The 20,578-nt window shown below is 48.1% G+C and carries 12 protein-coding genes; 7 read left to right on the top strand and 5 right to left on the bottom strand.

The window, feature by feature from the left end:
- Positions 1-242 precede the first annotated feature (242 nt).
- Both ACJMM9_RS10455 and ACJMM9_RS10450 read left to right on the top strand, forming a co-directional pair.
- The gene (locus tag ACJMM9_RS10455; RefSeq protein ID WP_405326508.1) at positions 243-2,072 is read left to right on the top strand and encodes an endo-1,4-beta-xylanase; all 1,830 of its coding nucleotides are present in this window, start codon (positions 243-245) and stop codon (positions 2,070-2,072) included.
- Between the two features lie 233 nt (positions 2,073-2,305).
- Positions 2,306-4,114, top strand: a complete 1,809-nt coding sequence (locus ACJMM9_RS10450) for an endo-1,4-beta-xylanase (protein WP_405326505.1) — start codon at positions 2,306-2,308, stop codon at positions 4,112-4,114.
- Between the two features lie 141 nt (positions 4,115-4,255).
- On the opposite strand, the gene ACJMM9_RS10445 is transcribed toward ACJMM9_RS10450, so the two are convergent.
- The gene (locus ACJMM9_RS10445) at positions 4,256-5,773 is read right to left on the bottom strand and encodes an HD domain-containing phosphohydrolase (protein WP_405326503.1); all 1,518 of its coding nucleotides are present in this window, start codon (positions 5,771-5,773) and stop codon (positions 4,256-4,258) included.
- A gap of 157 nt (positions 5,774-5,930) precedes the next feature.
- Between ACJMM9_RS10445 and ACJMM9_RS10440 the strand changes: the two genes are divergently transcribed.
- Both ACJMM9_RS10440 and ACJMM9_RS10435 read left to right on the top strand, forming a co-directional pair.
- Entirely contained in the window at positions 5,931-7,082 is a 1,152-nt protein-coding gene (locus ACJMM9_RS10440) for an acyltransferase family protein (protein ID WP_405326500.1), read from the top strand.
- A gap of 193 nt (positions 7,083-7,275) precedes the next feature.
- Entirely contained in the window at positions 7,276-9,660 is a 2,385-nt protein-coding gene (locus tag ACJMM9_RS10435; RefSeq protein ID WP_405326498.1) for an ATP-binding protein, read from the top strand.
- A gap of 126 nt (positions 9,661-9,786) precedes the next feature.
- On the opposite strand, the gene ACJMM9_RS10430 is transcribed toward ACJMM9_RS10435, so the two are convergent.
- Together ACJMM9_RS10430 and ACJMM9_RS10425 are read right to left on the bottom strand one after the other, a co-directional pair.
- Positions 9,787-10,137, bottom strand: a complete 351-nt coding sequence (locus tag ACJMM9_RS10430) for an Hpt domain-containing protein (protein WP_405326496.1) — start codon at positions 10,135-10,137, stop codon at positions 9,787-9,789.
- Between the two features lie 14 nt (positions 10,138-10,151).
- Positions 10,152-11,678 carry an HD-GYP domain-containing protein gene (locus ACJMM9_RS10425; RefSeq protein WP_405326493.1) on the bottom strand — a complete coding sequence of 509 codons (1,527 nt, stop codon included), beginning with the start codon at positions 11,676-11,678 and terminating at the stop codon, positions 10,152-10,154.
- Between the two features lie 284 nt (positions 11,679-11,962).
- Between ACJMM9_RS10425 and ACJMM9_RS10420 the strand changes: the two genes are divergently transcribed.
- Both ACJMM9_RS10420 and ACJMM9_RS10415 read left to right on the top strand, forming a co-directional pair.
- On the top strand, positions 11,963-14,149 hold the full coding sequence (locus ACJMM9_RS10420) for a response regulator (protein ID WP_405326491.1): 2,187 nt from the start codon (positions 11,963-11,965) through the stop codon (positions 14,147-14,149).
- Between the two features lie 142 nt (positions 14,150-14,291).
- A complete protein-coding gene (locus ACJMM9_RS10415) occupies positions 14,292-16,445 on the top strand; it encodes a glycosyl hydrolase family 8 (RefSeq protein WP_405326488.1) in 2,154 nt (717 codons plus the stop codon).
- A gap of 243 nt (positions 16,446-16,688) precedes the next feature.
- Here ACJMM9_RS10415 and ACJMM9_RS10410 read toward each other — a convergent pair whose 3' ends face one another.
- The gene (locus tag ACJMM9_RS10410; protein WP_405326485.1) at positions 16,689-17,948 is read right to left on the bottom strand and encodes a polysaccharide deacetylase family protein; all 1,260 of its coding nucleotides are present in this window, start codon (positions 17,946-17,948) and stop codon (positions 16,689-16,691) included.
- A 94-nt stretch (positions 17,949-18,042) separates the two neighbouring features.
- Positions 18,043-19,437, bottom strand: coding sequence for a sugar porter family MFS transporter (locus tag ACJMM9_RS10405; protein WP_405326482.1), 1,395 nt, complete (start codon positions 19,435-19,437; stop codon positions 18,043-18,045).
- 458 nt (positions 19,438-19,895) lie between these two features.
- Here ACJMM9_RS10405 and ACJMM9_RS10400 point away from each other — a divergent pair, with 458 nt between their 5' ends.
- Positions 19,896-20,552: a hypothetical protein gene (locus tag ACJMM9_RS10400; RefSeq protein WP_405326480.1), complete on the top strand. Its 657-nt coding sequence runs from the start codon at positions 19,896-19,898 to the stop codon at positions 20,550-20,552.
- The last annotated feature ends 26 nt before the right edge of the window (positions 20,553-20,578 follow it).

Below are 20,578 nucleotides of genomic sequence, written 5' to 3'. Positions count from 1 at the left end.
CGTCGGCCAAGGATGGGGAGGGTGCAGGGAGGGGCCCGTGCGGCCTTCGCAACTCCGAGCTGGGGCCCCGCCCGCATGACGTACTTTCTGCGTTCAGAAAACTTAATTTCCATTAGCGAATATTCCATCATGGACTTTTTATCAATGATAAGTATTTGCGTTTTTTGAGCTTTTTTCAAAAACGAGAATATGTTTAGAAAAGTTATAAGGGTATTCAACTTTTGGGTATAAGGATTAGGATTATGAAAAAATTCTCTCTTTCTCTTGCAATAGCCGCTATTGCAGGTTTTGCTTCTGTTGCTAACGCTGCTCTCGCCGATGGTGGTGCCAAATTCGTCGGTAACATCACGACAAGTGGCCAGATCCGTGACGACATGGGCACTTACTGGAACCAGATTACTCCTGAAAACGGTTGTAAATGGGGTTCCATTCACTCTCTTTCTAACGGAAACAGCGGCACGAGCAAGTTCGCATGGGACAACTACGACAAGTGCGAAGGTGCTTACAAGTGGGCCAAGGAAAAACCGGGCGAACGCCACTTCAAGTTCCATGCTCTCGTTTGGGGTTCCCAGTACCCGAACTTCCTTTGCAAAAAGAAAAACCCGGGCATTACCGTAGAACTCACCAAGAAATACATCACGGAATGGTTTGATGCCGTTGCCGCCAAGTTCCCGGACCTCGAATACATCGACGTGGTGAACGAAGCTATTTGGGCCGGTGACAACTACCACTCCGGTTACGGCAAGCCGGCAGCCGGTGCCGAAGGCCGCAGCACTGACGATACGGAATGCGGTGGCTCCTACATTATCGAAGCTCTTGGTGGCGACCGTGTTGTCAATGGCAAGCACCAGTACGACTTTATCACGACAGCATTCAAGATGGCCCGCGAACGCTGGCCGAAGGCTGTGCTTATCTATAACGACTATAACACGCTCTCTTGGCAGATGAACGAAGGTATCGAACTCATCCAGACCATCGTCAAGAATGGCGCTCCGGTGGATGCTTACGGCCAGCAGGCTCACGACTGCAAGGGCATGAGCAAGTCCGATTTCGAAAGCAAGATGACGCGAATCCACAACGAAACGGGCCTCCCGCTCCTGGTCTCGGAATACGATATCGGTGAAGCCGATGACACCAAGCAAAAGAATGACTACGCGAACCAGATCCCGTTCATGTGGGAAACTCCGTGGGTTGCAGGCATTACTATCTGGGGTTACATCAATGGTGCAACCTGGGCTGCAAACACTGGCATCATGGAAAAGGACGGCAGAAAGCGTGCTGCAATGACTTGGCTCGAAGATTACTTCGCCCAGAACTTGAGCAAGGGAAAGAACGATGTGACTTTCACGCCGGTCGAACCTGAACCGCAGACACCGTTCAAGGGCAAGGTGCGCGAAATTCCGGGCAAGATTGAAGCCGAAGATTTTGACGTTCCGGGCAAGGGCGTCAACGAAGACGGCACGACCAACGCCTCTTACAGTGACGATTCCGAAAACCATGGCGATTCCGACTACCGTAAGGACGACGCTCCGGCTGTTGACCTTTACAACAAGGCTACGGGCGTTATCGTGGGTTACAACCAGACCGGCGACTGGCTGGAATATACGGTCAATATTGCGGAAACTGGCAAATATGTCATGACCGCTTCTGTTGCAGCAGAAAGCGAAAGCGCTTCCTTCTCGCTCTCCATCGATGGCAAGTCCGTTGCAGAAGTCCCGGTTTCGGGTTCTAGCTGGGATGATTACAAAGATGTCACTGCTGAAGTGACCCTCCCGGCAGGTAAGCATATCTTGCGTATGGATGTAACTGCGGAATACTTTGACGTGGACTACTTCAACTTTGAATTCAAAAATGAAGCTGCAATTCGCACGAATGTCCACATGGCGACTCCTGAACTGGCCGACTACGACGTCTTTGACGTGAATGGTGTTCGTCTTGGTCGCATGAGCGCTTATTCCTTGAGCGAAGCCGTGTCGATGCTCAAGAACTCGAATTCCATCAAGATTCAGGGCGTTTACATGCTCCGCTCCGTCAAGAACGGTGCCGTGAAAACAGTCCGCGTTACACGTTAGAATTTCTTAATCCAATACCCCAAGGCCTTCGAGTTCACCCTCGAAGGTCTTTTTTTTTACATGTCACCCCGGCCTCTGTGCCGGGGTCGCCATTTTGTTGTATCATGCAATGTAAAAAATCCATTATGGACATTTTGTCAATGATAAATTTTGGGCTTTTTGAGGCAATTTCAAAAAACAAGGATATGTTTATAATGGTTGTATGGGACATTTAACCTATGAGGATGTGGAAAATGAGATCAAAATATTTGAAAGGCTTGATGGCTGCTGCACTTTTGGGTGGGGCAGTAAGTTCTTATGCAGGCCCCGGTCTTGCCGATGGTGCTGCAAAATTCGTCGGTAACATTACGACGCGCGGTCAGGTTCGTAGCGACTTTACGCAGCTTTGGAACCAGATTACGGCTGAAAACGAATGTAAGTGGGGTTCGATCAACACCGCTCGTGGACAGTTCAACTGGAGTGGTTGCGATGCTGCTTACAACTGGGCAAAGCAGAATGGCGGTCACTTCAAGTTCCACGCACTTGTGTGGGGATCCCAGTATCCGAACTGGATTAAGGGCAAGAGCGCTTCTGAAACAAAGCAAATTATCACTGAATGGTTCGATGCCGTTGCTAAGCATTACCCCGATCTCGAAATGATCGACGTGGTGAACGAAGCTATCCGTACGGGCCAGGGAAAGTATCACTCCGACTACCCGAGTACCAATATTATCCAGGCTCTCGGTGGCGACAACAATGGCGACTACGCCTTCGTGACTACAGCCTTCAAGATGGCCCGCGAACGTTGGCCGAAGGCAATCTTGATCTATAACGACTATAATACCGTCCAGTGGCAGAAAAACGAAGGTATTCAGCTTATCCAGACCATCAAGAAGAACGGTGCTCCGGTGGATGCCTACGGCTTGCAGGCCCATGACATGCAGGTTTCTGGTGGTCAGGCCGGTGGCCAGGGCGGTGGCGGTTCCTGCTTGAACATCAATACTTTGAAGTCTACTATTGATGAAATTTGGAACAAGACCCAGATTCCGCTGTTCATTTCTGAATACGATATTGCATCGAATGACGATAACGACCAGAAGAACTGCTACTCGCAGCAGATTTCCTACTTCATGGAAAATGAACACATTGCAGGTATCACCATTTGGGGTTATATCTATGGTGCAACGTGGACTTCTGGCGGTAACTCCGGCATTATCAGGGATGGCAAGGACCGTCCTGCAATGACCTGGTTGAAGGATTATCTGTCCAAGAACAAGGGTGCCAATACGACTGGCCTTGCAACTGGCGTTGTGACTCCGGTTGATCCTGAACCGCAGCTCCCGTTCAAGGGTGAAGCTCTCGCTGTTCCGGGCAAGATTGAAGTCGAAGACTTCGACATTCCGGGCAAGGGCAAGAACGAAGACGGTACGAGCAACGAATCCTATGGCGACGATTCCGAAAACCATGGCGATTCCGACTACCGCAAGGATACTGGTGCTGACCTTTACAAGAAGGCTACCGGAATTGCTCTCGGCTACAATACGACCGGCGACTGGTACGAATACACCATTAACATTGCCGAAGCTGGTGATTACACCGCTGTTGCCTCTGTCGCAACCGAAGGTACGGGCGCATTCACGCTCTCTCTCGATGGCAAGTCTCTCGCTGAATTCGAAGTCACTGGCACAAGCTACGATGAATTCTCCGATGTGAAGAAGAAGGTGACGCTCCCGGCTGGTAAGCATGTGCTCCGCCTCGATGTGACCCAGCAATACTTCGATATCGACTACATTAACTTTGTAAAGGGCGAAGTTTCCGACAATCCGGGTGGTGGCGATGAACCGCCGATTTCCATCAACTCCAAGGTTCGCCTGGAATCTCCGGTGCTTGCCGCTTACGACGTGTTTGATGCCAACGGTGTCCGTCTCGGTCGCATGAGGGCTTACTCCATGAGCGATGCCGTTCAGATTCTCAAGAGTTCTAGCGACGTCAAGAACAATGGCATCTACATGCTCCGCTCCGTCAAGAATGGTGCAGTGAAGTCTGTTCGTATCTCTCGCTAATTGAAATCCTAATCCATAACTCCCCTGAACCAAACGGGGGAGCCTTAAATACCCAAAGGCCTTCGAGGTAACTCTCGAAGGTTTTTTTGTTGTGGATAACGAATTCAATTGTGGAGTTGGCGCGTATGTAGGGAGAACTGTTTAGAAAAATTCCACATTCCCGTACACGCAAATGAGTTCCGGGTTTTCAGGATCGCGCCTGTTCCAGCTTTGCTGGACCCTGATCTTGCATGGGCGTTTCTCTCCTTTTACCATCATTTCGCTGTTGAAGGTAAAGGAGTCATTGTTGAGTTGCGAATCATGCAATAGCTTTACAAATTCATCCCAGTTGTCTCGCCCGAAGATGTTCCAGAAGTTGCTGTTGTTCTCGGGTTCAACCATGGTCCTTGGGAAGCTTAACGCCCTTGCACTTCTAGCATTGAGCTTGAGCACCGAAGGCTCGTAAGTGTATTCGAACGAAATGCCTTTCTGTAACGAGCTAAAGAACTGGCTTTTTTTGCGTTCGATCAAGTACTGCTCGTAAATGATGTTGTCTGAACTGTCATCCGAGCTTTCAAAAATGGATCTGGCGATTTTGGAGAAGTCGGCGTCGCTTAACTGGCTCGTGCGGCTATCGTTTATTTCGTTTGGCAGCTGGTCGGCGACATCGCTCAGGCATTCCAGAAGCAGCGGATTGAATACGCCGCATTCGTTGTTGCGGATCATCTCAAGCGCCTTTTCGTGAGGGAACGCCTTCTTATAGCATCGTTCGCTTGTGAGCGCGTCGTAAACATCGGCTATGGAAACAACTTGTGCGCTGATGGGAATCTCGTTTCCTTTAAGTCCGTCGGGATAACCTCGTCCATCCCAGCGTTCGTGATGCCAGCGGCAGATGTCGTAAGCGTACTTCATTAGCGGTTCGTTCTTGAAGTACTGGATGGTGTCGAGCATTTTTGCACCATTCATGGAGTGCTGCTTCATGATTTCAAACTCTTCTTTCGTGAGTTTGCCGGGCTTGTTCAAGATTTCGTCGGGAATTGTAATTTTGCCGATATCGTGCATCGAAGATGCTGTGGCTATGGTACCGATGTCCTCTTCAGGGATATTGTATTCCTGGGTGCGCTTAAGTAAAGCGCGTAGCAAAAGGTCGGTGATCTTTCTGATGTGCAGAACGTGCTGGCCGCTTTCTCCGTTACGGAATTCCACGATGTGGCTCAAAATGGAAATCAGCATGTCGCTGTTCCGAGTCCTTTCGTAAATCTTGTCCGTGACAAGTTCCGAAAGCTGCATTTGTTTTACGTAAAGCTTTATGGTATTGCGGACACGCGTTTGCACGACCATCTGGTCGAACGGACGGTAAATGAAATCGGTAACGCCGAGCGAAAACGCTTTTTCGACTTGCGGTGTTGCTGTTTCTGCGGAAATCATGACGACTGGAGTGCCCTTGATCCATCCTTTTTCATTCATGATCTTGAGAACTTCGAGACCATCACGCCCTGGCATAATCATGTCCAAGAGGACAAGCGTAATCTCCTTTGCCTGTTTCTCTAGAATTTCGAGGGCTTCGTCGCCGTCTTTAGCTTCAATGATATCATATTCGTCACAGAGCAGATCCGATAGCACGACTCTGTTCATGGTGTCATCATCGACAATCAAAATTTTTGCGCGTTCGTTGCTCATGATCGAAACACCAATTCTTTATTTTCTCTTCCTTAAGTGACTGTATATCTGTAATTTAAGAAAAATGTAATGAAAAAGGACAGGTTTGCTTGCGAAATTTCAAATTCACCCTTCCATTTGCGGGGAATCTCCCTGTTTTTTCTAAATTTTCCTCGAAATGCCGAAACCAGCAAATTACTTCCCTGCAATTGACGGTCTCCGTCTCCTCGCAAGCCTGAACATTGTCATGCTCCATCTGGGCAGTTCCAACGCCCTCATGTACATGTCCGATTGCAAGTGGGTCATGCCCATCATCTCGGCGCCTGCTTTTGCCGCAGGGATTTTCTATGTGCTGGCCGGGTTCCTTTTTGCAAGCAAGTATAGCGATCCGGACCGTAGTATCCCGGTCATCCCGTTCATGTTCAGCCGCATCGCAAAACTTTACCGCTTGCACTTCTTCATGACGCTCCTCATGTTCGTGCTGATCGTATTCAAGATGAGCGGCTATACGCATTTGCCTTCGTTCTCCGAAATTGGCGATTGCGCCTCGGCCGGGCTTGCAAAGATGTTCCACCCGTGGCGGAGCCTGCTCATGCACTTAACGCTTACGTGGTCGATCGTCCCGGATCTCGGCATGAAACTGAATGAACCTTCCTGGTCGCTTACGAGTTTCTTCCTTTGCTATGCGATTACGCCTTGGTTCAGCCGTTGGCTTATCAAGCAGAACCGCCGCACCCTCTGGATTCTCTTTGGCGGTGTGTTTGTTCCTGGACTTCTATGGGCTATTGTTTATGGCCAAACGGGTAATTTATGGTTTGACGGTTTCGATGCCAAGTATCGCTTTTTCCACATGTTTGCGCCGGTGCGCGTCTTTGAATATATCTTTGGCATGGTGCTTTACCGCCTTTACAATGAGGGCGCCTTTGATGTCTTCAAGAAAGATTATGTGAGTGGATTTGCGCAGGCGCTTCTGCTCCTCGCGCTTTACGGAAGCCTCTTCCTCATGCGACCGGATATGAACCCGGGTTATAATTACTTTATACACCACAGTCTGCCGATATTCATTTATGGCATGTTCGTGGTGAGCCTTCTTTCGGGCAAGGGCTTCCTGGCGAAGTTCTTCTGCATTCCGCTGGTGCGCCATGTTGGTCGTGCATCGTTCTATCCGTACCTGATCCATTTGCCCATTATTACGTTTGCATGGGGCATCTGCAACCTGAACCGCCCGAAGAATACCATCCTTTTGCTGATCTTTATTTACACGGTCAGTACGCTTTACATGGAATTTAAAGTCTGGCGCCGCAAGAAACAGTTAGGAATTAGGAAGTAGGAGTTTTTAATTTGGCGGCTTTGCCGCGACTATTTTAATTCCTCATTCCAAACTCCGAACTCCTAATTATCCTTAAAATCCAAGACTTTATTCGTTTTTCTCCAAACATATCCCGAAAATAAGTGTATTTTATATAAAGGGACAACCGCTAGCGGTTGTTGGAAGGGATATCTTGTCGGAGGAGCTGCAAACCATGAACTGTCTTGAATCGTCAGAATTGACTCGTGCGATTCTGTCTAGTGCAGGTATTGGCTTGTGGATGATTGAGCTTGATGAAGGTAAACCTCCTCGAATGTATGCGGACAAGGCTTTCCTCCTGATTCTTGGACTCCCCGAAGAAACACTTCCTGAAGACCTCTACAATCTGTGGTGCAATAATGTGGACCTTTCTTATTACGAAGGGTTTGCTGAATTTGTGGACCAATTGAGTCGAGGCTCGATGTCGGAGGTGGAATACGCCTGGAACCACCAGTCGCGTGGAGTCATCTTTCTGAAAAACTATGGTGGGCGCAATAACGAGTACACACGAGGTGTGCGTCTCGAAGGCTGTTGCATGGAAGTGACTGAACAAGTCGAGTTCAAGATGCATTTGCGTGAACTTGACCAGTATTCCGATATTGCAAACACGCTAGGCGATGGCTTTGATAGTATTTATTACGTTGACATAAACGACAATTCTTTTATCGAGTTTAACGCTCAAGGTGCAGTGAAGACTCTTGATGCCGAAAACTGCAAGAACTTTTTTGAAGGCTTGGAACAGATTCTCGAAAAGACGGTCTACAGGGATGACTGGAACGCCGTCAAGGATTTTGTCAATAAAGATCGGATGCTGCATGGCCTGGAAAACGATCGTACCGTTTCGGTTTCTTTTCGTTTCTTCATCGACGGGCAGCTGGTGTTCTATCGTTTGAAGGCTGCGAAAACGCCTGATTCCGACAATCACATCGTTGTGACCCTTGAAAATGTAAACGAAGAAGAATTGGCAAAAGCCGAACGCAAGGCTGCGGCGAATCGCGACATGGCTGTTATCTCTGGCTTGTCGGATGACTTCGGCTGTGTGGTGTACGTTGATTACGAAACCCTTTCCGAAGTGCTTTACCGCTACGATCCGCTTTTTGAAAAACTCGTTCCGGGCTGGTCCAAGATCGATAACTTTGGAAAGCGCCTAGATGTCCTTGTGAATACGATTGTGCATCCGGGTGATCGGGAAGCGTTCTGCGCTGCGACCGAACCTTCAAAGGTGCTGGACGCTGTTGAACGCGAACATATTTACTTCGTTAACTTTAGACTTCAAGTTGATGGTGAAGATATTTACTATCAGATAAAGTTTGTTAAGGATGAAAATTCCAAGAACCATGTAATTGCCGGTTTCCATAGCGTTGATGCCGAAACCAAACGCGAAATGGCGAGCCTGGAAAAGGCTGAACTTGCCAATAAGGCAAAGAGCGCGTTCTTGTTCAATATGTCTCATGACATCCGCACACCGCTTAACGCAATGATCGGCTTTACCGACATGGCCGTAAAGAACATTGACGACAAGGCAAAAGCTCTGGATTGCCTTAGCAAGTCAAAGCTTTCGAGTGAACACCTACTGTCTCTGATCAACGATGTGCTTGATATGTCCCGCATTGAAAGCGGCAAGGTTGAACTGGACTTGAATCCGGTTGATTTGGATGAAAACGGCGAAGACCTTGTTCCAATGCTTAAGTCCTTGGCCGAAAAGAAAAATGTGCATTTTGAATTTAATCGCCACGATATTCAAAATCGGTATGTCTATGTTGACTTCCTGCGCATGAATCAGGTGCTTATCAACGTGGTTTCCAATGCAGTGAAGTACACGCCATCGGGAGGCTCTGTCGTTGTCGATATTTGTCAGGTCCCGTCACAGCGCGAAGGCTATGGCCTGTATCAATTTGTTATTAAGGATACGGGTATCGGCATGAGTCCTGAATACCAGCAACATCTTTTTGATGAATTTTCTCGGGAAAGGACATCGACTGTTAGTAAGCAGCAGGGAACAGGGCTTGGGCTTGCCATTACCAAGCGCATTGTCGATATGATGGAAGGGTCTATTGATGTCGAAAGCAAGGTCGGGGTGGGGTCTTCGTTTACGATTCGCATTCCGATGCGCATTCAGGAAAATCCGGAAGACGTCGAGCAGATGCGCTTTGCCCATTCCGAACAGGAGTCGGTTTCATTTGAAGGCTTTAGAGTTCTTGTTGTCGAGGATAACGAATTGAACCTCGAAATTTCCAAGGACATTCTTGAAAGTGCTGGCGTTATCGTTGAGTCTGCATCGGACGGTTCCGTTGCTGTGGAATGTCTAAGAGAAAAAGGCCCTGACTATTATGATTGCATCTTGATGGATATTCAGATGCCTGTGATGGATGGTTTCGAGGCGACCCGTGCAATCCGTAAAATGTTCCCGGAAAAGCGAGTCCCGATTATTGCCCTTTCGGCAAACGCCTTCGATGAAGACCGCCGCAAATCCCTTGAAGCGGGCATGGACGGCCATTTGGCAAAGCCTGTCGTCATTGCACAGCTCGAAGACGCGTTGAAGAAGTATCTTCGGCACTGAGACGAAAGACGAGAGACTAGAGACGGGAGATTTGTAATCGTGCCGAAGGCATCAATAAAATTGATTTTGTTTTTAAACTCTTTCGTCTCTCGTCTGTAGCCGCATTGCGGCGTTCTCTCGTCTAAATTATTCCAATTGCTTTATCCCTTCCACAACAGCATTATAATCCGCTTCGACTTTTTCCAGGAGCGTCTGGGAGTTTGCCGTAAATGCTTCCGGGCGTAAGTCTTCGGTGAGTTCGCTGCTTGATGCTGAAAGCTTGTTCAGTCCGAGATTTGCGGCAACGCCTTTAAGCGTGTGCGCTGCGCGGAATGCCGTCTTTGCATCGTTACTTGCAAAGGCTCCCTTGAGATCGTTAAAGCTTGGGTCGTTCAAAAAGAGGCCCAAATACTTAGTAACACGAGATTCCATGCGGAGTCGTTCAAGAACTTCGTCCAGAGATTCGCCGAGAGAGCTGTAAAATTCAGAGAGTGTCATAAATCTATCCTTAGTTATTTGATCACGTCGATGTGTCCATAAACGGAAGTGAGTTCGGGAGCCTTATTTTGCCCTTTTGCCCAAATCTGGAGAACCTTGACATTGCAGGGGGTGCTCTTTCCGTCTATGTTAAAAGCTTGTTTAAGAAGGAACGGCTTGTCCTTTGGCGTTGATTTGCGCCGCAAAATTTTTTTGATCTTTTCCAGGTTCTCGGTAGTAGCGTTGTCTTGCGCGTCGAGACTTGGTTTGTAGTCGTCTACGATAGTCCGGGGCAGCCCGAGCATTTTCGATGCTTTCGAAGAAAGCTTCATGACTCTAGGAGTGTAGGAATATTCAAAGAGCATCCCGTCTACCGTGGATTCAAAGAAGTGACTTTTTTTGCGCTCGTTGATAAACTGCCTAAATGCCTGGTTGTAAATCGGGTGCTTCGGGTTGTTCATCATGGCGTCGGCAATGTAGAAAAAGTCCTTGTCGGCCTGCTTGCTCCAGTCGAATGTCTGCAAGGCGTTAATAAGTTTGTCTGCGATGGCGTCGAGGCATTCGATTAAGATTGGATTGAATACGCCGCATTCGTTGTTGTGAATCATTTCGAGAGCCTTCTCGTGCGTGAAAGCTCGTTTGTAGCAGCGTTCGCTTGTAAGTGCGTCGTAGACGTCTGCGATGGAAACAATTTGTGCGGCAATTGGAATTTCGTCGCCCTTCAGACCGTCAGGATAGCCACGACCGTCGAAACGTTCATGATGCCAGCGGCAGATTTCGTAGGCGTACTTCATTAAGGGTTCGTCTTTTCCGATGGGTACCGCGTTTAGCATCTGGGCGCAATTGATGGTATGCCCTTTCATGATGTTGAACTCTTCGGGAGTGAGCTTGCCCGGTTTGTTCAGGATCTCATCTGGAATGGTGATTTTCCCGATGTCGTGCATGGACGATGCCGTGCAAATGACGCCGATGTCGTTTTTGCTGATGTTGTATTTGTTCGTGCGGCGCATCAGTTCCCGCAGGAGCATTTCGGTGATGGTGTTGATGTGTAGCACGTGCATCCCGCTTTCGCCGTTGCGGAATTCCACGATATGGCTCAGCATGGTGACCATCATGCTGTTGTTGCGGGTCTTTTCGTAAATCTGGTTTAAGACGAGATCGGAGAGGCTCTTTTGCTTCTTGTAAAGACGGATGGTGTTGTTTACCCGGTTCTTGAGGACCATTTCGTCGAACGGACGCCCGATAAAATCTGTAACGCCGAGCATGTATGCCCCTTCGACTAGCGTGTGGGCTGTTTCGGCAGAAATCATGATGACGGGGATTTCGTTGATCCAGCCGTTTTTGTTCATGATGTCTAGGACTTCCATGCCGTCTTTTTCGGGCATCACCATATCAAGGAGTACGAGCGAAATTTCAGAAGTCTTCTCGCGCAGGAGCATTAATGCTTCGTTTCCGTTTTCGGCTTCGATAATATCGTATTTGTCGCTAAGTATGTCGGATAACAGGGCTCTGTTCATAGCCACATCGTCAACAACCAAAATAAGAGGGCGTTTTTCTTCCATAACGCATTCCTTTCAAACCCAAATACAATACATATTAAATGTATATAATTTTACAAACTGAGCGTAAGAAAAATGTAACTTCTGCTGAATTGTTGATCGATTTTCTAAAGTACATCCTGTGCTAAAATGTTCAATATTGCCTTTTTTATAAAAATTGTATATATATTGTAATATAAATATAAGAAGAGTTTGCCGGATGGTTGCCTATGTGTGCAAAGGTCTTATATGCTTTATTGTTGCTGCTGCTAGGGGAACATGCCTTTGCTAGTCCACGTACTGTAAAAGTGGGCTTTTTCGCTAATGCCGGCTATCATGAAATATCGGAGAATGGCGAAAAACGCGGATATGGGTATGATTTGCTTCGCCAGATGTCTCGCTACGCAAATTTGAACTTTGAACTTGTCGGCTACGAGAAAAAATGGGACGACATGGTAAAGATGCTTGACCGTGGCGAGATAGATTTGGCATCACCAGCGGATCGGGCGCAGGATCTTGAAAACCTATTTGCATATTCGCTGCCTATTGGGCGAAATTCGAGTTGCTTCATTGTGCGCAAATCGGATTCGGTATTGCTTGCAGAAATAAACTATGCGATTCTGCAGATGGACTTAACGGAACCCAATTGGCGAAATCGGCTGTACAGCAAATATTATGGCGACAGTATATTGGATTTGTCGGTGTTCAGCGAGCGTGAACGCCTGTTCTTGCAGGATTTCCTTAGCAAAGACAAAGTGGTCCGTGTGACGGTCCGGAATGCAGTGTTCCCTTATGCATACATGGACAAGAATGTTCCCAGAGGAATCTTGCTGGATATCTTTGCTGAAGTAGTGCGGCATGTGGGACTTAAATATGAATTTGTCATGACTTACGACGAGTCTAAGCCGCTCGTTGTTCTCGATGGTCGATATGGTATGGCGGGCGGTGACGATTCGTGGGTGTTTACTCCGCCGTATTTTTATAATCAGCTGGTCGAAGGCCGTGATAGCCTGCTGCTTGGAATGCGTATTGCCGTGCCGCGGACGTTTCCGCGTGAGCTGGCTTCTATTTTGACAAAAGGCGTCTTGGCACTTTCACCAAGGACGGTCCGCGCTAAGATCACGAAATATGCGGGCTTTCGTACACCCAGCTATTCAGGGGAGCTGGTGCGGGAACAGTCTCGCCTTGCTTCTGTATTTGGCGTAATCTTTTGCTCTATAGGCTTTGTCCTGATTGCGTCACTTGTCTGGCTTGCTTTCCGTCGAAAAATGAAAAACCGCCAGGATGAACTCGACTACAAGTTGCGCGAAGCCAATGCTTTTGCTGCCGAGGCTAAAGAGGCGAAATCTAAGTTCTTGCTGAATATGAGCCATGATATCCGTACGCCGATGAATGCAATTATGGGTTATACAGAACGTGCGGAACGCCATATTGAAAGTCGCGAAGGGGTGCTGGATGCTCTAAAGAAAATCCGCATGTCGGGTGGATATCTGCTTCAGTTGATCGAAGAAGTCCTTGATATGGCAAAGATTGAATCTGGACAGATTGTGCAAAAGGAACGGATGGTGAATCTGCCCTCCTGCATGACAGAACTTTGTGAGTCCTACAAGACGTTGATGAAACAAAAGAATATTTCATTTATTTATGACTTTTCGAATATTAAGAATAAATTTGTTGTCGCCAATGTGAACAGTCTTCGTCAGATTCTGGGGAACATTTTATCCAATGCGCAAAAGTTTACGACGTATGGCGGGCGTGTCGTTTTTGCTATAGAGGAACTCCCTTGCCAAGTCGATGGTTTTGCTGTTTTCCGTTTTGATATTAGCGATAATGGTCTTGGAATGTCCAAGGAATTTCTGGAACATATTTACGACGAGTTTGCCCGTGAACAGTCTTCGACTCAGAGCGGTGTACAGGGTACAGGTCTTGGAATGTCCATTGTGAAGCGGCTTGTCGATATGATGGGAGCCGAAATCGATATCCAAAGTGAAGTTGGAATGGGAACGACAGTATGCCTGCGGACGCAATTCAAGATAGCGACAGAAAGAGATGTCGTTATTGATGGTGGCGAGGGAAACTCTCTTGAAAATAGCGAAATTTTAAAGGGCAAGCGCGTGTTGCTTGTCGAGGATAACGAGTTCAACCGGGAAGTTGCGCAGGATTTCCTGAACGATGCCGAAATGATTGTTGAAATAGCGGAAAATGGGCTTGAGGCTGTGTCGAAAGTCCGTGAACATTTGCCAGGTTATTACGACTGTATTCTGATGGATATCCAGATGCCGGTGATGGATGGCTATGAAGCAACACGGGCCATTCGGAAAATGCATCCCCAGGTCAGGATTCCGATTATCGCGCTTTCGGCAAATGCTTTTGAAGAAGATCGTCAGAAGTCTCTGGCCGCTGGTATGGATGACCATTTGACAAAACCTTTTGTTGTTGCAAAGGTTCTTATGACAATGAGTTCCTTAATCCAGAGAAATGTAAACGTAAATTAGCAAAAACGAACATTTCGAGAACACTTTAAGTGTGATTTGGCGCATTATGTCAATCCTTTTACAAAAGAAGGGTTGATTTTCGTTATGCTTTCAAACTATCTTTTACGGTGGATGGGTGAAATCTTTTTTTAAAGGAATTCATATGAAAAAATTGGCGAAAGTTATGTTTGGTGTTGCTGCAGCAGCTGCAGTGACAGCTTCTGCTGGGCAGTTCCCGTTCCCGCAGAACATGAAATACCCGCACGGCACGATTATTGATTATGCCGATACGAAGGTGATCAAGGAACATTATGACCTGTGGAAGCAGGCCTGGTACAAGGCTGACAAGGGCTGGGTCCTTGCTCCAGAAGGTGATTGCTCTACTGTTTCCGAAGCTATTGCTTATGGTATGTTGATTACCGTCTACATGGACGATCAAGAAGTTTTCAAGAAACTTTATAACACTTGGACAAGCAACAGCGCTGGTTCCAATGGTGGTATGAATTGGCGTATCGGTTGCAGCGGCGGTACAGGTACTGCATCTGACGCTGACTTCGACGCCGCTCTCGCTCTCGTTATGGCTTCCAAGCAGTGGAACGACGCATCTTACCTCACTGCTGGTAAGTCCCTCATTTCTTGGATTGCTTCCAATGATATTGCTAGCAACAAGATTAAGCCGGGTAACCAGTGGAATGACGGTTTCAACCCGAGCTATTCAACGACTGCCAACTTCCAGCTTTTCCAGGATGTTGCCGGCGGTTCCTGGTCTAGCGTTATTTCCCAGGCTTATACCGACTTGAACGCTTGCCAGGATGCTACGACCGGTCTTGTTCCGGACTGGTGCGACTGGAATTCTCACAAGCCGATTTTGACGGCTGCAGCTGTTTCTAACGATATCGGTTTCTACGATGACGCTGCCCGTACTCCGTGGCGTATGGCATGGGCTTACTATTGGTATGGTGATACCAAGGCTCAGGCTTTCAATAAGAAGGTCGTGAATTGGCTTATCCCGACGACTCGTACTGCTAGTGGCGTGAACTCTGGTTATGCCTATTCTGGTGGAAAGTACATTGCAGATGAAAGCAGCACCCGTAACTTTGTGTCTTCTACGTTCTCCGGCGGTCTTGGCCTTGCTGCATCTTCTATCGAAAGCGACGATGCAAAGACTTATCTCGGCACCGTTTACAAGGTCCTTAAGGAAAAGAAGAGCTGCGCAACTGTTACTGGCTGCGGCGAATCTGTGACGGGTGAAAAGTACTATCCGGCTACCTTGAACATGCTTTACCTCCTCCTCGTGACGGGTAACATGCCGAACCTCTACAATACGACTGGTTTCACTCCGTTCACACCGGACACGAGCAAGGCTCCGTCCATCAAGGAAGGTGACGGTGTTCAGCAGGCATACGGTGATACGACTGTTGGCATTACGGGTCTCTGGAACTGGGGTGCATACCACGACAAGCTCGGCATCGGCACCCAAATGGTCCCGGATTCTGGCTCTTCTCCGCTTTACAAGTTGGACGATGGCTCTATCATTGCTCGCGCTTCCATGGAAATTGGTCCGGAACCGGAATGGACTGAAGAAAAGGCTAAGGCCGGTCTCCTCAAGTATCCGTCTGCTGGTATTGCAGTTTCCTTCAAGAAAGATGAATGCAAGGAATCGAAGACTTGCGGCGTGAACTTCAACACTCTCGGTGTCAAGTATGTCCGTGTTACGGCAAAGACCAGTGGCCCGATCCGCTTTGCAGTATTGAATGACAAGACTGCTGAAGCTGGTGCAGAACCGGGTATCTACGTGGATCCGACTGGAGACTATACTGCAGTGACCTACGATATGACTCCGACGGAACTTGGCTTTAAGGGCTTCCTTGATGGTAACAACTTTGGTGGCCTTTTGGATTGGGTTAATAGAGATAAGGCTCCGGAAGGCTCTGAAATCGTCACCTGCATTACTGGCTTCAAGTGGGAAGTCAAGGATGCTCAGGGCGGTATCGGTGAAATCTCTATCAAGGCTGTTGAATTCCTCGATGAATCCCAGCAGGCTATTGATCCGGTCAAGCTCACTGGCATCAAGATCGATGATAAGGTTGGCCTCTACAAGGTCTCCATGGTTCCGACCTTCAGCGTCCGCGCAAACGGCATGCAGCTCGAAATCAACGGTGCTAAGGCTGGTAACGTGTTCGCTGTCTACAACATGCAGGGCAAGGCAATTGCCGGTGGCATGCTGATGAGCAGCAACTTGACGGTTAACGTTCCGGCTACGGGTTCCTACATCGTTCGCGTCGGTTCCGAAATGAACCGTGTCAACGTGAAGTAATTCAAGTTTGAATTCCTAAAAAAGCGAAAAGCCGAGGCGAAAGCCCCGGCTTTTTGCATATAGTCTTTGAAAAAAAATGATCTTCTGATTGTCAAGCCCCGCTTCGACGGGGCTTCTGTCATCCTCGACCTTGTCATCCTGGAGCGTAGCGACGGGACCCATTATTTCTTGCCCCTTCATTTGGGAGGGGATCCATTATTTTTGAACTCGCACTTATGTCGGAACGGAATCACCTTTGTATTTTTATCGAGAAACTTTCTTTGAAATTGGCGCTTGTCCGTTCGCTTCGGCCCGGATGATGTACGTGCCTTTTGGAAATTTTGCAGGTACTTCAAAGCCGTTGACATTCCCAAGGTCATTCCCGTTCAGGTCAAAAAGTGTGTACTTAGTGTTGCTTGGGGGAGTCGCAAGTGCGCGTGTTGTCGCGCCTGGAAGTGACGTTACCGAATCGGGATTCTCGCCAGGCTTTGGCTTTCGAACCTTGAGGCTCTTTTCTGTGAATTCGATAACATAACTGCCGTCGCTTTCGCGCTTGATGGTTTTACCGCCCTGTTCTACGATTGCGTTTTCTCCAACGCTTTGGGTGTCGATGTTGACGCGGAGCGGAACGCTTGCTGGCATGTATTCACTTGGAATTTCCCATTCTACAGTAAAACCGTCTTCTGTTGCGGTTTCTTTGGCGGCATCGACGATAAAGTGTGCGCGGTAATAGGCGCCTACGGTGCCGAACGGTGCCACCCAAAGCTTGTTTTCGATAGCGTGTTTGAACTGCTTTTCGATATCCGCAGGGTCGATGGCGTAATCGTCGCCCTTGTCATCTGTGACACCGTGATTCAAAACGACAAGCCAGGAACCGCCTTTCACTTGAACGTCCCACGGGTTTGCGCCTTCGAAGTTGCCGATGAATGCCGCCGTATCAAGCGACGAAAGCATCTCGTCTACGGAAGCGCCTGAGCGCGTCCAGATTTTGGCCTTGAGGCTTAGCCAGTCCGGTTCGGTATCCCATTCGTTACGGCCATGCCAGCCACAGTCGCGGTTGATGAAATGGTGCTTGGCAATGAAACCTTTGACATTGTCGTTGTCTTCGCAGAACGGAGTGGCAAATGAAATCACGCGTATTTTTGCCCCGTTATCCGCGAGAGTCTTTTCGATTTTTTCGGCAAATTGGATGATTTCTTTTTCCAATTCGCTGTTGTCGCTGATCGAAGTCAGGTGGCCGTGCGATTCAGTGTGGTTGCCCATTTCGTGCCCTGCGTTTGCAAGTGCGGCGAATCCTGCTGCGCTTTTTCTAAAACCGTCTCCCATGCTTGTAAGGAAGAACGTGACATGTACATCGGGTTGCTTGTCTAGCACGGGCTTTAGATTTTGTACCTGGTTTTCCAGTGCATCGTCAAAAGTGAAACTTACGGCTCCGACATGGCCGTTCCAGGGAATAGTCTTGATGGGAGTTGCCATGGCATTTCCTGCAAGTCCAAAAGCGAGTGCTAATATTTTGTAATTCATAATCCTAATCCAACAACAATCAAAATAGTTATATAAGGAAAGGTCCCGGAAAATCCGAGACCTTCGATGGGTTGATTTATAGCGATTCTTGTGATTACATGGCTTCGAGCTTCTTGCCCTTTGTTTCGTTCACCAGCTTGGCGACGAAAATAAAGCTCAAAGCTGCGAAGGCTGTGTAGATCAAGTATGTCGGGCCGATGCCGATGCCGTCTTTACCGACGAGAACCGGGAAGGACCAGCTGACCAGGAAGTTAGCGCCCCACTGTGCAAGGCCGCAAACGGAGATGGCGACTGCACGGATACGGTTGTTGAACATTTCTCCGAGCATCACCCACATCACCGGACCCCAGGTTGCAGCGAAGAATGCAACGTAGAAGTTTGCAGCGAGGAGTGCCAGGATGCCGCTAGAACCGACGAGGTTACCGCTAGCATCAGAACCGAAGAGGAAGCAGCAGGCGAGTGTGCCAAGAGTTACGGCCATGCCCGCAGAACCGATGAGCAAAAGCGGCTTACGTCCAATCTTGTCGATGAGGAGAATAGCGGCGATGGTCATGGTCAAATTGATAGCACTGGAAATCACGCTCGTAAGGAAGGCGTCGCTTTCACCGAAGCCGACACTCTGCCAAAGCATGGAACCATAGTAGAAGATCACGTTGATACCCACGAGCTGCTGGAGGATGGCAAGTCCGAGACCCGCCCAGACAATCGGGGCGATGCGCTTCTTGCCGGCGATCGTTTCGAGGAGGTCGGCGAGCTTGGCCGGCTTGTGGGTCTTGAAGGAATCTTCGATTTCCTGGGCCTTTTCATCGATACCGGTCGTTGCGATCAAGGAGAGAACTTGCTTTGCTTCTGCCATGCGGCCCTTGCTTACAAGGTAACGCGGAGATTCCGGAAGCTGCCAGGCGGCGACACCGTAGAGGAATGCCGGTACGGCTTCGACCCAGAACATCACCTTCCATGCTTCAACGCCCATAATCAGGTTGCTTGCGGAACCTGCAATAAGGACTGTGATGTAATTGGAAAGCAGGGCTACGAAAATACCGATAACGATGGCGAACTGCTGCATGGAACCGAGACGCCCACGCAAATGCGCCGGGGAGGTTTCGGCAATGTAAATCGGGGCGATAATGGATGCCACACCGATACCGATACCGCCGATGACGCGCCAAGCGATGAAGTCGTAGATGGTGAACGGAAGGCCAGAACCGATTGCACTGATAAAGAAAAGGACGGACGCTGCGAGCATGCAACGTACACGTCCAAACTTATCTGCCAAGCGTCCGGCGAAATATGCACCGACGGCAGCGCCGATCAATGCGAGAGAAACAGCAAGTCCAAGCTGCATATCGTTACAATTGAAGTAACCTTTTAGTGCAACGTTGGCGCCGTTGATCACGGACGAGTCAAAACCGAATAGGAACCCTCCGATGGCGGCGGAAAGGGTTATCATGATGACATGTCCAACTTTGTAATTGTCTTCTACTGCCATTTTCGTACCTCTGTTTTTGTTTTTTTTAATGGATTAGCCGCTAATATAGCTATCAAGAAATTGTAAATTCAAGGTTTACAATTAATCTCGATAGTCCAAAAAGGACTAACGGTTTTCTTACATTTCAGCGTAAGTAGAGGATTAATACCACTGCTCCCGATAGGTTTATTATATATAATTTTATTACATTGGAACAGAAATTTTTTTAAGCAAGCCTTCTTACGTATTCCAAGTTGGAATATATGACCACTGGAATATTTTTCGTATTTTGTACAAAAATCTCTGTTTAGGCGGAAGGGAAAATGAATTTGTCTAGTATAAAAAGAATTTGTGCAGGATTTTTGTTTTTGTGTTTGTCGTCTTTGATGTTTTCGGGATGTGCGGCGACTTCGTCTGGAAACTTGCTGGGTGAGGCTGCGGTTCTCAAGTATTCGACGGATCGGGAAAAGTATCATTATGTGGATGTCGCGTTGATTGCTGCGGGAGCGGGTGAAAATGATAAAATTTCTTCGCCACACTATACGACGACGGTTGCGGGGCTTTCGCTGAATATGAACATCAACCTGTTTTCTTTTGATTATTCCATCCATGGGCAAAAGGGTGGCTTATTCTTGGGAGTTCCGGTTTCGCTTCCAATGGATATCGGTATTCGCCCTAGCTTTGTGCAGTGGATCGGCCCGGTCTATTTTGGCGCGGGAATCTCTTTTGTCGGCGGTTATTATGCTAATAAGCGAAATGAGAATTACGAGCCTAAGGTGAAAAATCCGAAAGGCCGCTTTGATGGGTTTATTTTGTATAACATTGGCGGCGGTGCCATGTTCGATATCGGTGATGAGTTTTCATTGGGTGCTTATGCTAATTTTGACAGGGTGGCACTTAACAGTGGTGGCGTTGTCGAGAAAGACTATGGCTTTATCGATTTGTATTTCGATGATATCAAAGGGAATGAAAATTTGCCCGCGTATGCCAAACGCAAAAATGTGCTGACGCTTGGATTCAGCGCGTTTTGGAATAACAAGAATCCAAAGGGGTTTTATGTGGAATGCGCTCCCGAAAAATTCCTGTATAAGGATGGACGCTCGATGTATCGTATAGGCGCCATTTTGCTTTATTGATTTGATATTGGGGGGTGGAATTTTCT

Source organism: Fibrobacter sp. (assembly GCF_045112255.1).
Classification (GTDB): domain Bacteria; phylum Fibrobacterota; class Fibrobacteria; order Fibrobacterales; family Fibrobacteraceae; genus Fibrobacter.
Note: the sequence above shows the minus strand (reverse complement) of the source record. Positions and strands in the feature narration are given on the sequence as shown.

Excerpts from the sequence above, each read along its gene's own strand:
- ACJMM9_RS10440 (WP_405326500.1), top strand. The coding sequence starts at position 5,931 with ATGCCGAAACCAGCAAATTACTTCCCTGCAATTGACGGTCTCCGTCTC.
- ACJMM9_RS10455 (WP_405326508.1), top strand. The coding sequence starts at position 243 with ATGAAAAAATTCTCTCTTTCTCTTGCAATAGCCGCTATTGCAGGTTTT.
- ACJMM9_RS10410 (WP_405326485.1), bottom strand. The coding sequence starts at position 17,948 with ATGAATTACAAAATATTAGCACTCGCTTTTGGACTTGCAGGAAATGCC.
- ACJMM9_RS10415 (WP_405326488.1), top strand. The coding sequence starts at position 14,292 with ATGAAAAAATTGGCGAAAGTTATGTTTGGTGTTGCTGCAGCAGCTGCA.
- ACJMM9_RS10450 (WP_405326505.1), top strand. The coding sequence starts at position 2,306 with ATGAGATCAAAATATTTGAAAGGCTTGATGGCTGCTGCACTTTTGGGT.
- ACJMM9_RS10405 (WP_405326482.1), bottom strand. The coding sequence starts at position 19,437 with ATGGCAGTAGAAGACAATTACAAAGTTGGACATGTCATCATGATAACC.
- ACJMM9_RS10445 (WP_405326503.1), bottom strand. The coding sequence starts at position 5,773 with ATGAGCAACGAACGCGCAAAAATTTTGATTGTCGATGATGACACCATG.
- ACJMM9_RS10430 (WP_405326496.1), bottom strand. The coding sequence starts at position 10,137 with ATGACACTCTCTGAATTTTACAGCTCTCTCGGCGAATCTCTGGACGAA.
- ACJMM9_RS10425 (WP_405326493.1), bottom strand. The coding sequence starts at position 11,678 with ATGGAAGAAAAACGCCCTCTTATTTTGGTTGTTGACGATGTGGCTATG.
- ACJMM9_RS10435 (WP_405326498.1), top strand. The coding sequence starts at position 7,276 with ATGAACTGTCTTGAATCGTCAGAATTGACTCGTGCGATTCTGTCTAGT.